Genomic DNA, 15035 nt, shown 5'->3' on the forward strand with positions numbered 1-15035 from the left:
CTAGCGATCAGTGACCCGGTTCTCTGGGAACTCGGCGAGGCCGATCGGGCGAAACCGCATCGACTACGCGGGCCCCTCCGTGTGCAGCCCCGCGGTCAGCGTGTCCCCGCCGGCCGGATCGATCAGCAGGAACGAGCCGGTGTCCCGGTGGTCGCGATAGTCGTCCATGGCCACCGGCTCGGCCGTGCGCAGCAGTACCCGCCCGATGTCGTTCATGCGCAGGCGCCCGCGCTCGCCGTCGGTGGGCTCGACGCGCGCGAGGGTGTCCACGGCGATCGAATACGGGATGTCGGTGACGACCGCCCGCACGGTCCGGGTGGTGTGCTTGAGCAGCACCTTGTCGCCGGTACTGAGAGGCCGCTCGGCAAGGTGCACGGCGGTCGCTGCGACGTCCCGGGTCATCTGCGGCAGAGGATCCGCGGCGATCATGTCGCCCCGGGAGACGTCGACGTCGTCCGCCAGCCGGACGGCGACCGACTGCGGCGCCTGGGCCTCGTCGTACGGCTCGCCCAGGACATCGAGCGCTGCGATGGTGGTCGTGATCCCGGCGGGCAGGATCGTGACGGGGTCGCCCACACGGAGCCGACCGGAGGTCAGCTGCCCGGCGTAGCCCCGGTACTCCCGGTGGCCAGAGGTCCTGGCGCGGATCACGTACTGCACCGGCAGCCGGGCCGGCCGCGCCGCCGGATCGGCTCCGATCGGTGCGGTCTCGAGCTTCTCCAACAGCGTCGGGCCCTGATACCACGGCATGCCGGTGGAGGGCGTCACCACGTTGTCCCCGTGCAGCGCGCTGACCGGGACGGCGTCCACGTGGAGCACGTCAAGAGCGGCGGCGTACCGGGTGAACTCCTCGGTGATCGCCGCGAAGACCGGCTCGGCATGTCCGACCAGATCCATCTTGTTGACCACGAGGACCACGTGCGGGACTCCGAGCAGCGCGGCCACGGCGGTGTGCCGGCGGGTCTGCTCGCCCAGGCCGGCGCGGGCATCGACCAGGATGAGAGCGACCTCGGCCGTCGAGGCGCCGGTGACCATGTTGCGGGTGTACTGAACGTGCCCCGGCGTGTCCGCCAGGATGAAGCGCCGGCGGGGCGTCGCGAAGTGCCGGTAAGCGACGTCGATCGTGATCCCCTGCTCGCGCTCGGCGCGCAGACCGTCGGTGAACAGGGCCAGGTCGGGCGTGTCCAGGCCGCGGACCTGGGAGGCCTCGACGACGGCCGCCAGCTGGTCGGTCAGCAGCGACTGGGAGTCGTGCAGCAGGCGACCGACCAGTGTCGACTTGCCGTCGTCCACAGAGCCGGCGGTCACCAGACGCAGCAGCGAGGCCGCCTCGGCCGGTGTTGTCGGCGTTGTCGGCGTCCCCATCAGAAGTAGCCCTCGCGCTTGCGGTCCTCCATGGCGGCCTCGGACAGCCGGTCGTCGGCGCGCGTCGCGCCGCGCTCGGACAGGCGGGAGCCGGAGACCTCGGCGATGACGGCCGGGATGTCGAAGGCCGCGGAGTCGACGGCTCCGGTGCAGGACATGTCGCCGACGGTGCGATAGCGAACCTGGCGGCGGGTCAGCACCTCGCCGTTCGCCGGGCCGCCCCACGCGCCGGCGGCCAGCCACATCCCGTCGCGCAGGAACACCTCGCGCTCGTGGGCGAAGTAGATCTCCGGCAGGTCGATGCCCTCGCGCTCGATGTACCGCCACACATCGAGTTCGGTCCAATTGCTCAACGGGAAGACCCGGACATGTTCCCCCGGGCGGTGGCGGCCGTTGTAGAGCGACCACAGCTCCGGCCGCTGGCGGCGCGGGTCCCAGGCGCCGAACTCGTCGCGCAAGGAGAAGATCCGCTCCTTGGCGCGGGCTCGCTCTTCATCCCGGCGGGCGCCGCCCAGGACCGCGTCGAAGCGGCGGCGCTCGATCTCCGTCAGCAGCGGGAGCGTCTGCAACTGGTTGCGGCTGCCGTCGGCACGCTCGGCCAGCCGGCCGTCGTCGATGTAATCCTGGACGGAGGCCACCAACAGGCGCAGCTCGTGCTTGGCGGCCGTCCGGTCGCGGAAGTCGACGACCTCCGCGAAGTTGTGGCCGGTGTCCACGTGCAGCAGCGGGAAGGGGACCGGCGCGGGCCGGAACGCCTTCATCGCCAGGTGGAGCAGCACGGCGGAGTCCTTGCCGCCGGAGAACAGGAGCACCGGCTTGTCGAACTCGCCGGCCACCTCGCGAATGATGTGGACCGATTCCGCCTCCAGGATGTCGAGGTAGGGCAGTCGGCCGGTGGGAACCGGGCTCCGGGCGGCGGTGCGCGCCGCGTCGCCTGCCTCGATGGTCAAACGGTCCTCCGAGGGGCTCAGGGACGGCTTCACGCCAGGCCGCGTTCGACGAGCAGCGCCCAGACGGCGTCGACCGAACCTTCGATCGTCAGCTCGTGGGTGTGCAGCCGCAGGTCCGGCGATTCCGGGACTTCGTAGGGGTCGTCGACGCCGGTGAGACCGGACAGCAGGCCGGCGGCCTGTTTGGCGTACAGGCCCTTCACGTCGCGCACGGCGCAGACCTCGAGCGGCGCGGCGACGTGGACCTCCAGGTACGGGGCGGCGCAGGCCGCGTGACGCTCGCGGACCGTGGCCCGGGACATGGCGTAGGGCGCGATCACCGGGACCAGGACCTTGACCCCCTGGGTCGCCAGCAACTCGGCCACGAACCCGATCCTCAAAACGTTGGTCTGCCGGTCCTCCTTGGAGAAGCCCAGGTCCGCGCATAAGCGCTGACGCATCTCGTCGCCGTCCAGAATCTGGGTCCGGTGGCCCCGGTCGACCAGCCGCTCCGCCAGCGCTTGAGCGATGGTGCTCTTTCCAGAACTGGGCAGCCCGGTCAGCCACACAGTGGCGCCGGAGACCCTGACATCCTCGTCACTCGGTGTGGGCACCTAAGCAAAGTAGCGCGCGGCAACGAATCGGGCACCTCTTGCTTTCTCAGAGTCCTGTGATAGTGGTGCCGGCGGTGCCGCGTCGTCCATGATGGCGGCATGCCGAAGCCGAAGGGCCCCGCGACGGTCGGTGGCGCACCCGGGCCACGCCGGTCCCTGTTGGCTCGCAACCGGGACTTCCGCTGGTTCTGGGCCGGACAGACCGTCTCGGTGGTCGGCGCCCAGGTGACCGCGGTAGCTCTGCCGCTGACTGCGGCGCTCACGCTCGGCGCGGGGCCGGGCGCCGTGGGCGCGATCGCGGCCGCCACCTACCTGCCCAACGTGGCCTTTCCGCTGTTCGCCGGGCACTGGATCGAGAAGTGCCGGCGCCGGCCGGTGATGATCGGCGCCGACGTGGCGCGCGCCGTCCTGGTCGCCGCCGTCCCCGTGGCCTACCTGCTGCACCACCTCTCGCTGGCGCTGCTGGCGGGGGTCGCGTTCGGGGTCGGCGGCGCCAGCGTGGTCTTCGACGTCGCGAGCTTCGCCTACATCCCGGACCTGGTCGGCGAGCAGGACCTGGGCGGCGCCAACCAGGCGATGCAGGGTTCGACGACCGCGGCCCAGGTGAGCGGTCCGGGCCTGGCGGGCCTGACGGTGCAGCTGGCGGGCCCGGCCCTGGCCATGGTGGTGAACGCGGCGAGCTACGTCGGCAGCGTGGCCGGGATCGCGGCCGGCCGGTCGGAGTCCCGGCCACCGCCCGGGCAGACCCGCAAAGGCCTGCTCGAGGGGGTCCGGCAGCTGTTGACGAACCCTTATCTACGAGGCCTGACAGCGCATGCCGCGCTCTACAACGTCGGCTCGCAGATGCTGACGGTCAACCTGGTGATCTGGCTGACGAAGGTGCGGCACACCTCGGTCGGGGTCTACGGCCTGGCCCTGTCGGCGACCGGAGCCGGTGCGTTCGTCGGCACCATGGGGGTGCTGCGCCTCATGGGCCGCGTCGGATTCGGCCGGGCCTATGCCGGCGCTCTGCTGCTGTTCGCGGGGCTGCCGCTGGCCCTGGCGGCGCTGCCGTTCAGCGGGAACGCGCTCGGCGCCGCGGTCGCCGCGGTGGAAGTGGTCGCCGGTGTCGGGCTCGGCGCGGCCAACGTGCTGTCCACCACGCTGCGCCAGGCGGTGATCCCGCGCGGCGCGCTCGCCCGGTCGATCGGGAGCTACCGGATGCTGATATTCGGCGTCATCCCGCTGGGCGGCGGACTCGGCGGGGCGATCGGGCAGGTTTTCGGTGCCCGCGCCGGTGTGGCTGCCGGGACCGCCGCCATGGCCTTGTCGGCGCTGCCCATGCTCGGGTCGCGGATCAGGGCACTGAGGTCTCCGGGGGACGCCCGCACCGACCAGGCGTTACCCTTGGCTCCGGCGCTCGACAGTGCCGTCGGTGCGAGCAGTGAATCCGTATCCTGATACACGGCTAATCCGTATCCTGATACACCTTTGCCGAGGGGCCGGCATGCCCTAGTATCCGTGAGGGATCGAGCGCACCGTTCTTCCGGGAAGGCCGCGAATGCCTGCCATTGCCGCCATTGAACCGATCTACGCCGTAGTGGTCAACATCGAAGAGCAGTACTCGGTCTGGCCCGCGGACCGCGAGGTCCCGGCCGGTTGGCGCGCCGTCGGCACGACGGGCACCAAGCAGGAGTGCCTGGATCACATCGGCCGGGTCTGGACCGACATGAGACCCGCGAGTCTTCGCGACGCGCAGGGTTAGCGACGTGGCGGTGAGGGTCTGGCCCGTGACGTCCGCGTCCGCACCAGGGCTGACGATCGCTGTCGGTACGGCCGCCAACGCCACCGAGGAATGGGCCGAGCAGGTCGCCGAACTCACCCGCGCCGCCTATGCCGGATCCGATCCCTGGCCGGTCCTGCCGGCTCCCGACGGGGTGAAGGAGAGTGCTGAGTCAGTACTGCGCTTCGTCGGTCGCGGCGGCATGGTGTGGACCGCCACGGATCCGGCGGGCGGCGATCTGGTCGCGGTCCTGCGGACCGAGCCGCGGGCTGAGCCGTCCGGCCTCCTCGCCTGGTTCGTGTCCCGGGTGGGGACCGCTGCGGCATGTCGGGGGAGAGGTGTGGGTCGAAGGCTGTTGGCGGCGGTGGAGCAGGCCGCGATCCGGCACGCGGTGGCCGTTGTCCGGCTGGACGCCGTCATCGAGCGCTGCGTCCCGCCGTTCTACGCGGCGCTGGGCTACCGTGTGGTCGCGCACCATCTGGCCGAAGACGACAAGCTGCTGACCGAGGTGGCGATGGAACGCGCCCCGGTGCCCGAGCGCCGGGCGTGCCCTCCGTTCCCGATGACGAATCCCGTGACGGCTGCCACGCAGGATCCCCAAGAACCGGCTACCGCTGTCCTGCTGTGGTTTCTGGACGGTGCTTCTCTGGCCGCGCTGACCTGCCCGGAATCCGACACGCTCGCCTCAGCCCTCGCCTACGCGCGGCGCGTTCTGGGCCGGGACCTGCCGCTGGCCGGTGCGGATCTGTGGCGCGGGGCCCCGCAGGATTTCACCGACACGGTGCGCGCGATTCCCGGTGCGAGGACCGAACGCGGGACGCCCGTGCTCCGTTTCTCCGGCGGGAGGGCTGACAACCCGGCCCACCTCATGCCGCGCACGCACCATCGGGACCTGTGGGCCGCCTTCCGCCCCGCTCCCGGCACCGAACCACCGATCACTTCTTTCCCTGTCATGCCGCCGAGACAGCCGCCGAGACAAAGGAGCGTTCGTTGATCCCGGTCGACATCAGCCCACACTTCGACAACCGAGGCATCACCGGCCGGGGAGAGCTGTCCCAGGGCGGGTTCAACATCTGGGACAACACCTATCCCGCCGAGGAGCTGCCCACGCCAGGCGGAGTGGTCGAGGTGGGCTCGGCACCGTTCCTGTTCCCGGCTCTGAGTCCGGACGGCGGTGACAACCTGCGCTGTGTCGGCCAGTTCATCCAGTTGCCGGTCGGCCGCTACGACTGGCTGTACCTGCTCGCGGCCAGCGAGCGCCGCAGCGAGGACACCGTGTATCTGCACTATGCGGACGGCTCGGTCGATCCCGAATGGCTGCGCGTGTCGGATTTCTGGGCCGAGACCCCGCCCCACTTCGGGGAGGAGGCCGGCCTGCGGTGCACCGTCCTGCACTACCCGCGGCACGTCCAGCCCTTCATGGGCCCGGCCATATGGCGCACCCGGGTTCCGGTGCCGCGCGAGACGCCCCTGTCGGCGGTCCGTCTGCCGGACAATCCGGCGATCCACATCTTCGCCCTCAGCCTGGCATCCCACCGACTGATCGAGGCCGCGGCATGAACGAGTCGACCGCCCACACGATCGCCGGCATCCCCGAGTGGCGCCACGACCTCGTCGGCTGCCTGTGGACCAGCGCGGGCACCGTGCTCGGCTTCCACGGCGCGCCGGTCGTCGAGACCTTGGGGGCGGCCTGGAGCTTCCGGCACTTCCCGGGCGACGTGCGGCGTGAGGAGTACTACTACCCCTGCGCTCCCGGCGTCTCGCTGTGGGAGGCCATCGCCCCCTACCACCCGGTGCGGTCCACCTGGTGCGAGCCTTCGGACCCGGACGAGGGGTGGGACCAGGTCCGTGCCGAGGTCCTGGCCGGCCGGCCCGTGATCGTCGCCGCGGACAACTTCGAACTGCCGTTCCGCCCCGCCTACCGGGACGTCCACACCAACCACCTGGTGACCGTGTACGGGTTCGACGACAAGCGGGGGACGGCCCGGGTGCTGGACGCCGTTCCGCCCCGCTTCGACGGCGACATCAGTATCAAGGAGCTGACCGCCGCCCGGGACTCGGCGAACCCGATCCTGCACGACCGGGACATGTTCTTCACCGACCGGCCGATCGCGAACCGCTGGCTGCGGGTCGAGCTGGACGTCGCAGCCTTCCCGGCCTTCGATCCGGCCACGGTCCGGGCCACGATCCGGCGCAATCTGGACGGGTTCGCGGATTCCACGGGCCCCGGACTGTCGGGCCTGGCAGGCCAGCGCGCCTACCTGGAGGAGTGCGTGACCCGGCTGCGCTCCGGAGAGGCGATCTGGGAGGAGCTGTTCCTGGTGGCCGGCGCGGTCCTGGCCAACACCGCGCTGCACGCCGACTGGCTCACGACCGCCGCCGACCGCTTCGGATACCAGGGGCTGCGCGAAGCGGCGCGAGCGGTGGAACGGGTCGCGCACCATTGGTCGGCGGTGCGGATCGCCGGCGTCCTCACCCGGGACGCCCAGGTGTCGGCCGAGCGCCTGAGCCGCCGGTTCGCCGTCCTGCAGGACGATCACGCGCGCGCCGTCGCAGACCTCGAATACGCGCTCGCGAACTGGTGAGGTCCCGCGGCGGTGGGGCACGCCGACCGGCGCAGGAGAGCACAGACCCTAGGACAGTACAGATCCGTGGGAGGAGTGAGCAGCATGGTCGACCAGAGCAAGCCAGCCGCCGGGGAGGGCCGGGCCGGTGAGGCCCTGTCGGACGCGCGAGCGGTGCTGCTCGACCAGATGGTGCGCCGGCGCCGGATGGCCGCGGCCGCCGGGCAGCGGATCGTGCCGGCCGCCCGCGAGGGGCTGTTGCCGGTCAGCGAGCAGCAACGCTACCTGTGGTTCCTGCACCAGGTGCTGCCCGAGGTCCCGCTGTACAACATGGCGTTCCCGCTCCGGTTGCGCGGGAGCCTGGACCAGGCCGCTCTGCGCACGGCACTTCACCAAGTGGTGAACCGGCACGAGGCGCTGCGCACCCGGTTCGGCTCCGACCGCGGCCTGCCGTACCAGATCATCGATCCCGAGCCCGCCGAATCGCCGCTGAGGATCGTGGACGTCCGCGACCAGGATCCGGACCGGCGCTGGCCGCAGGCCATGGAACTGGTCGGCGAAGAGGTCCGGCGGCCGTTCGATCTGGCCGCCGGCCCGCTGTTCCGGGCCCTGCTGGTCCGCGCCGGTGACGACGACCACGTCCTCACCCTCACCGTCCACCACATCACCTGCGACGGCTGGTCGACCGGCATTCTCACCCGCGAGCTGGCAGAGTTCTACGACGCCGCCCTCGCCGGCCGGCCGGCGCGGTCGACCGGGCTGGAGACGACGGCACTGATCACGCCAGCACTGATCACGCCAGCACAGATCACGCCGGTCGACCACGCGGTGTGGCAGCGCGGCGGCGCGGCCGCGGCGCTGGCGGACCGGCAGCTGGAGTACTGGCGGCAGGCGCTGGCGGACCTGCCCGCCGTCGACTTCCCGACGGACCGGCCCCGGCCGGCCCAGTGGACCGGTCTCGGCGAGGCGCTGACCCAGGACTGGCCGGCCGAGCTGATCGACGCGGCGAAGAAGACCGCCGCGGCCGAGAACACCTCGCTGTTGGGGGTGTTGTCCGCCGCGCTGTTCACCGTGCTCGCGCGGCACACCGGGCAGCGCGATCTGGCCTTCGGCTCGGTGTTCTCCGGACGCGGCCGCACCGAGCTCGAGCCGGTCGTGGGGTTCTTCGCCAACACCCTCGTGCTGCGGGTCGACACGGGCGGCGACCTCAGCGCCCGCGAGCTGATCGCCCGCTGTCACCACACCGTCGTGGACGCCCTGGCCAACCAGGACGTGCCGTTCGGGACCGTGGTCGAGGCGCTGCAGCCGGACCGGATGGGCGAGCGCAACCCGCTCTTCCAGATCAGTTTCAACCTGTTGCCCGACCAGGTCTACGACACCTTCCATCTGGACGGTCTGCAGGTGGAGAACGTCGCGCCGGCGGTCGGCGTCTCCCGCTTCGATCTGTCGATGCAGCTGGCTGTGCGTCCCGACGGCAGCGGGTCCTACCAGGCCGACTATTCCACTGATCTTTTCGAGCGCGGACGCATCGAGCGGTTCATCGCGCACTTCCGCACCGCCCTGGAAGCCATCGTCGCCGACCCCTCCCGGCCGGTCGCGGGGATCGAGATCCTCCCGCCGGCCGAACGCGAACGGCTCACCGACTCCTGGAACCCGGCCCCGGTCGACTTCGGCACCGGCCATCTGCTCCTGCACGACCTGGTGGCCAACCGTGCGGCTGCGGACGGCAGCCGTCCGGCGGTGCGCTTCGAGGGTGCGGACCTGACCTACGGAGACCTCGACGCCCGCGCCAACCGCCTGGCCCGGCTGCTGCAGGACGAGTTCGGCGTCGCCCCGGGCGCCGTCGTCGGCTTCCTGCTGCACCGTGGCCCGGAGGTGCCCACAGCGCAGCTCGGCGTGCTCAAGGCCGGCGGTGCCTGGCTGCCGCTGGACCCGGCGCATCCGGCCGGGCGGATCGCGTATCAATGCTCGAACGCCGACGTCCGCGCGGTGGTCACCACCCGCGCGCTGGCCGGGCTGCTCCCGCCGGACGTGCCCTCGATCGTGCTCGACGATGCGGCTGACGGCGCGCGCCTGGCCGGCCTGGATTCGATGGCGCCGCCGTGCGCGGCCCGCCCTGACGACGTGGCCTACGTCATCTACACCTCGGGCTCCACTGGGAACCCCAAGGGCGTCCAGGTACCGCACCGCGCCGCCGTCAACTTCGTCGGGGCCGCCGCCGGCCTGCTGTTCTCGATCACTCCCGCCGACCGGGTCCTGCAGTTCGCCAATCCGACCTTCGACGTGAGCGTCTTCGACGTCTACGCCGCGCTGTGCAGCGGCGCGACCTGTATCAGCGCGCCCACGGCGGTGCTGCACGACCCGACGCCGCTGGCCCAGCTCATGCGCACCGAGTCCGTCACCGTCGCCGACATCCCGCCGGCGGTGCTCGGCATGCTCGACGACGCCGACCTGCCGGACCTGCGGGCGCTGTTCGTCGGCCTGGAGGCGTTCCCGGCCGAGCTGGTCAACCGGTGGCGCACCACCACCCGGGCGTTCCACAACGGCTACGGGCCGACCGAGGCGACGGTCGCGTGCGTCGACTACGAGTGCCCCAGCGAACCGTTGACCGCCTCGCCGCCGATCGGCCGGGCCATGGCGAACTGCCGGGCCTACGTGGTGGACGCGCTCGGCGACCTGGTGCCGCAGGGGGTTCCCGGGGAGCTGTGCATCGCCGGGAAGCAGCTCGCCCGCGGCTATCTGGGCCAGCCGGCCATGACCGCGGAGAAGTTCGTGCCCTGCCCGTGGGGCGCCCCGGGGGAGCGGATGTACCGCACCGGCGACGTGGTCCGCTGGCGGGAGGACGGCGAGTTGGAGTTCCTCGGCCGGGTCGACCGTCAGGTGAAGATCAGGGGTCTGCGGGTCGAGCTGGGCGAGATCGAGCACGCGATGGCCGCCTTCCCCGGGGTCCGGCACGCCGCGGTCGTGGTGGCCGCCGCCGACGGCGGACCCCGGCTGGACGCCTACGTCGTGGCCGACGGCGCCTCGGACGGGTTCGCGGCGGAGCTGCGGGCACACCTGGCCGACCGCCTGCCGCTGCACATGGTCCCGACGACCTTCACGCTGCTCGACCGGCTTCCGCTCACCAGCAGCGGGAAGCTCGACCACAAGCTGCTGCCGGAACCCGTCGCGCGGCCGGAGACGATCGTGCCCCCGGCCACCGCGACCGAGGGGGAACTCGCCGGGATCTGGAGCAACCTGCTGGGAGTGGACCTCGCGCGCATCGGGCAGGGCGAGAGCTTCTTCGCGCTCGGGGGCAGCTCGCTGCAGGCCACGCAGCTGATCGCCCGGATCCGCGATGCCTTCTTCGTGGACCTGGACGTGCGCGAGCTGTTCAACCGGCCGTTGCTGCATCAGGTCGCTGAGTTCCTCGACTCCCGCATCAGTGCCGAGCTCGGCGCCGACGAACTGGCCGCGCTCCAGGCCCAGGTGGCCGACCTTTCGGAAGAAGAGCTGGACCGGTTGCTCGCGGCCGGGGACGAGTGACCGGGGACAAGTGAGCAGGGACAAGTGAGCCGTCGCACGCGCGAGGAACAGGGGGGTGACAGGGCCGGTGACCGAACCGTCGATCGAGGACAAGCGCGCGGCGCTGATGGCGCAGTTGATGCGCCGCCGGCGGGCCGCGCAGCGCCCGGATCGGGTCACGGCCGTCCCCCGCACGGCTCCGCTGCCGCTGACCTGGCAGCAGGAGGGCTTGTGGTTCCTGCACGAACTCGATCCGGAGTCCGTGACCTACCACGTGCCGATCGCCTACCGGCTCAGCGGGCACCTCGACCTGCCGGCTCTCGGCGTCGCGCTGCGCCACCTCGTGGCCAGACACGAGAGCCTGCGCACCAGGTTCGTGCTACTCGACGCCGTGCCGCACCAGGTCGCCGATCCGGTGCCGGACCGGGTGCCCTGGGAGTACACGGATTTAGCGGACCTGCCGCGGCCGGAACGCGGAGCGCACGCGCGGCAGGTCGTCGACGAAGCGGCGGCGCGTCCCTTCGACCTGACCGCCCGCCCCGCGCTGCGCGTGAGCCTGGTCCGGCTCGCCGAGGACGAGCACGTCCTGGTGCTGACGATGCACCATCTGGTGACTGACGGCTGGTCGTTGGGGATCCTCACCCGGGAGCTGGGGGAGCTGTACCGCGTGGCCTGCGACCGGCGGCCGCTGGACCTGTCGGAGCTGCTGAACCTGTCGGAGTTGCCGGACCTGCCGGTGCAGCCCGCCGACTTCGCGGCCTGGCAGCGCGGCCCGGCCGGGGCCGAGGCTCTGCGTTCGGGCCTGGACCACTGGCGCACCCGGCTCGCCGGGCTGCCACCCCTGGACCTGCCCGCCGACCGGCCGGAGCCGCAGGCCGGAGCCAGTCTCGGTGCCGGTCCCGGCGCCAGCCCCGGCGCCGAGGCCGGCGAGGTGGTGCCGGCCGACCTCGGGGCGCGCATCACCGCGTTCGCCGAGGACGGCGGGGTGTCGCTGCTGGCGGTGCTCGCCGCGGCCTTCTTCGTGGTCTTGCACCGGTACACCGGTCAGGAGGACCTGGCCGTCGGGTCGGTGTTCTCCGGGCGTACCCGGTCGGAGGTCGAGCCGCTGCTCGGCTTCTTCGCCAACACCCTCGTGCTGCGCGGCGACGTGGCCGGCGACCCGACCTTCCGCGAGCTGGCCGCCCGGTGCGACACGCTGGTCCTGGACGCGCTCGCGCACCAGGACGTGCCCTTCGGCCTGGTGGTCGACGCACTCGCACCGGATCGGGCGGCCGGACGCAACCCGCTGTTCCAGGTCAGCCTCAGCCTGCTGCCGCAGCGGGTGGTCGGCGCGGACCTGACCGCGTTCGGCGACCTGGCCCTGGCCGACTATCCGCTGCCCACGACCGGTTCCCGGTTCGACCTCAGCCTGCAGGCGACCCCGGCACCCGACGGCGCGATCCGGATCGTCGCCGAGTACTCCACGCGGCTGTTCGACCCCGCACGCGTGCAGCGCCTGCTCGGCCATCTGCGCCAGACGCTGGATCAGGCGGTCGGCGACCCGGACCGCCGCATCAGCGGCATCGACGTGCTCACCGCTGCCGAGCACGAGGTCCTGGGCCGGTTCGGCCGCGGCGCCGGAGACGGCGCGGGGCCGGAGCCCTGGATCAGCGTCCCGGAACTCATCTGGCGGCAGGCAGCCCTCGAACCGGACCGGGTCGCGGCCGGCTTCCAAGGCCAGACCCTGACTTACGGCGAGCTCATCTCGCGCGCCGACCTGCTGGCGGTCCGACTGACCGCCCTTGGTGTTGGACCGGACAGCGTCGTGGGCGTGTGTGCTTTTCGGTCGCTGGACCTGGTGGTCGCGATTCTCGCGGTGCTCAAAGCTGGCGGCGCCTATCTTCCGCTTGATCCGGAGTCCCCGCCTCGGCGCCTGGCCTGGCAGCTCTCCCAGTCCGGCGCGCGGGTCGCCGTCGTCCAGCCGGAGACGGGAGAACTCCTCGCCGAGACGGCGGACATCGTCCGCGTCACACTGGGGCCACAGGTGTGGAGCGAGCGCGCCGGCGTCGGCGCCGGTCCCGTGCCTGCTCCGAACCGCGTCGCCCCCGACGACCTGGCGTACGTGATCTTCACCTCGGGCTCGACCGGAACTCCCAAGGGGGTGGCGGTCCCGCACCGCGGCCTGGCCAACCGGTTGCGCTGGATGCAGGACGAATACCGCATCGGACCGGCCGACGTCGTGGCCCAGAAGACGCCGTTCACCTTCGACGTGTCCGTGTGGGAGTTCCTCTGGCCTTTGACGACGGGCGCGCGGCTGGCCGTCGCCGCGCCCGGCGTGCACCGGGACGCCCGGCAGCTCGCCGACTTCCTGGCCCGCGAGCGGGTGAGCGTCACCCACTTCGTGCCGTCGGTGCTCGCGGCCTTCCTGGCCGAGACGGCGCGCGACGCCGGGTCGCTGACGGAGCTCCGGCTGGTCGTGTGCTCTGGCGAGGCGCTGCCGGCCCCGGTGCGTGACCTCGCGCTGCGGACCTGGCCCGGTGCCGGGCTGCACAATCTGTACGGCCCCACCGAGGCCTCGATCGACGTGACCCACCACCGGTGTTCGAGCGCTGACGGCGCCGTGGTGCCCATCGGGCGTCCGATCGCGCACATCCGCACGTACGTCCTGGACCGCCGGGGCGAGCCCGCGCCCTTCGGTGTGCCGGGGGAGCTGTACCTGGCCGGGGTGGGACTGGCCCGCGGCTACGCCGGCCGTCCCGACCTGACGGCGGAGCGGTTCGTGCCCTGCCCGTTCGGCGAGCCGGGCGCCCGGATGTACCGGACCGGAGACATCGCGCGGTGGCGTGACGACGGGACGCTGGAATACCTCGGCCGGGCCGACGACCAGGTGAAGATCAGGGGCCTGCGGATCGAGCCCGGCGAGATCGAGAACGTGCTGGCCGGTCATCCCGCGCTGCGGCAGGCGGCGGTCGCCGTGCGTACCGGCCCGGGCGGCGACCCGTATCTGGCCGCCTTCGTCGTTCCCGGCGGACCCGGACCCGGCACGTCAGACGAGGCAGCACCGGCGGACGCAGCACCAGACGACGCAGCGCTGCGCGCCTATCTGGCCGAGCGGCTACCCCTCTCGATGATCCCGGCCACATTCACCGCCCTGGCCGCACTCCCGCTCACCGCGAGCGGGAAGGTGGATCGCAAAGCCCTGCCGCAGTCGACCGGAGTGAGCGCTCAGGGCGCGTCCCGGCCCGTGGCCACCCAGACGCAGGCGGGCGTGGCCGAGATCTGGCGGAGCCTGCTGCCCGACACCGATGGGGACTTCCGCCGCGACGACAACTTCTTCACCCGGGGCGGGAGCTCTTTGGCCCTGGCGAAGTTCGCCGCCGAGGTCCGCGAGCGCTTCGGGGTCACAGTGGACGTGCGGTCCCTGTACCTGGCACCCACGCTGGAGACGGCCGCAGACCTGATCGACGAGCGGCGCTCCGGGTCGCCGGCCCCGACCGCGGTCGGACCCCTGGTCCGCCTGCGGACCGGGACCGACGCCGACGGGGAGCTTCCCCCGTTGTTCCTCGTCCACGCCGTGGGCGGAACGGCCGCGCCCTACGTGCCGCTGGCCCAGTGGCTCGACACGCCGGTCTACGGCTTTGAGGCTCCCGGCGGCGACGGCTCGGTACCGTTGGACAAGATCGAGGACTTCGCCGCCGGGTACGTCGACGCGCTGCGTACGGTGCGCCCCGTCGGCCCGTACCACCTCGGTGGCTGGTCGGTGGGCGGCACGATCGCCTGGGAGATGGCGGCCCGGCTGCGCGCCGCCGGACAGGAGGTCGCCCTGCTCGCCCTGTTCGACACCGTCGTCCCCGCGGCCTTCGACGACCTGCCGGACCACGCCGGACTGCTGGCGCGGTTCGCCGCGGATCTGGCGCTGGCCGACGGTGCCGCCGCACCGGCCCTGGACCTGGCCGTGCTGCGTGCTCAGTGTGCTGAGGAGCAGACCGAGACCGTCATCGCAGTGCTCGAAGCCTCGGGCCTGATCCCGGGATCGGTGCGCGACGAGATCCGTCGGCGCTTCGCGGTCTTCGCCGGAGCGTCTCGCGCCATCCGGCGCTATCGGCTGGCCCCGCTGGACTGCCCCGTCACCCTGATCGAGGCCGCGGACCCGGCGGACCCGGCGCCCGGGAAAGCCGACGAGTGGCGCCCGCACGCCCCGGGCGGTCTTGAACACCACGTCGTCCCCGGCACCCACCACACCATGCTCCGGCCCCCGTTCCTCGGCGGCCTGGCCAAGACGCTACGCGGCTGCCTTGAGCGGGCGGCCGCAGGATGA

10 protein-coding genes are annotated in these 15035 nt (G+C 72.1%); 7 read left to right on the forward strand and 3 right to left on the reverse strand.

Annotated features, from left to right (window positions below; all coding sequences use genetic code 11):
• Nucleotides 1–63: 63 nt before the first annotated feature.
• The 3 genes from GWK61_RS07350 to cysC are packed head-to-tail and all read right to left on the reverse strand — an operon-like array spanning nt 64 to nt 2908.
• On the reverse strand, nt 64–1365 hold the full coding sequence (locus GWK61_RS07350; protein WP_194906359.1) for a sulfate adenylyltransferase subunit 1: 1302 nt from the start codon (nt 1363–1365) through the stop codon (nt 64–66).
• Nucleotides 1365–2309: a sulfate adenylyltransferase subunit CysD gene (gene cysD, locus GWK61_RS07355; RefSeq protein ID WP_438939755.1), complete on the reverse strand. Its 945-nt coding sequence runs from the start codon at nt 2307–2309 to the stop codon at nt 1365–1367. Before cysD ends, GWK61_RS07350 begins: the two co-directional genes overlap by 1 nt.
• A 35-nt stretch (nt 2310–2344) precedes the next feature.
• A complete protein-coding gene (cysC, locus tag GWK61_RS07360; RefSeq protein WP_194906363.1) occupies nt 2345–2908 on the reverse strand; it encodes an adenylyl-sulfate kinase in 564 nt (187 codons plus the stop codon).
• A 99-nt stretch (nt 2909–3007) separates the two neighbouring features.
• Between cysC and GWK61_RS07365 the strand changes: the two genes are divergently transcribed.
• From GWK61_RS07365 to GWK61_RS07395, 7 genes are all read left to right on the forward strand, one after another.
• Nucleotides 3008–4348 (forward strand): MFS transporter, encoded by a 1341-nt coding sequence (locus tag GWK61_RS07365; RefSeq protein WP_194906365.1) that lies wholly within the window; start codon nt 3008–3010, stop codon nt 4346–4348.
• 100 nt (nt 4349–4448) lie between these two features.
• Nucleotides 4449–4652, forward strand: coding sequence for an MbtH family protein (locus GWK61_RS07370; protein WP_194906374.1), 204 nt, complete (start codon nt 4449–4451; stop codon nt 4650–4652).
• A 25-nt stretch (nt 4653–4677) separates the two neighbouring features.
• A complete protein-coding gene (locus tag GWK61_RS07375; RefSeq protein WP_194906376.1) occupies nt 4678–5664 on the forward strand; it encodes a GNAT family N-acetyltransferase in 987 nt (328 codons plus the stop codon).
• Entirely contained in the window at nt 5661–6230 is a 570-nt protein-coding gene (locus GWK61_RS07380; protein ID WP_194906378.1) for a beta-sandwich domain-containing protein, read from the forward strand. Before GWK61_RS07375 ends, GWK61_RS07380 begins: the two co-directional genes overlap by 4 nt.
• Entirely contained in the window at nt 6227–7255 is a 1029-nt protein-coding gene (locus GWK61_RS07385) for a BtrH N-terminal domain-containing protein (protein ID WP_194906380.1), read from the forward strand. The genes GWK61_RS07380 and GWK61_RS07385 overlap by 4 nt, the downstream gene beginning before the upstream one ends.
• A gap of 84 nt (nt 7256–7339) precedes the next feature.
• Nucleotides 7340–10759: a non-ribosomal peptide synthetase gene (locus GWK61_RS07390; protein ID WP_194906381.1), complete on the forward strand. Its 3420-nt coding sequence runs from the start codon at nt 7340–7342 to the stop codon at nt 10757–10759.
• 67 nt (nt 10760–10826) lie between these two features.
• On the forward strand, nt 10827–15035 hold the full coding sequence (locus GWK61_RS07395; protein WP_194906383.1) for a non-ribosomal peptide synthetase: 4209 nt from the start codon (nt 10827–10829) through the stop codon (nt 15033–15035).

The organism is Catenulispora rubra, from assembly GCF_015356825.1.
GTDB classification, from domain to species: domain Bacteria; phylum Actinomycetota; class Actinomycetes; order Streptomycetales; family Catenulisporaceae; genus Catenulispora; species Catenulispora rubra.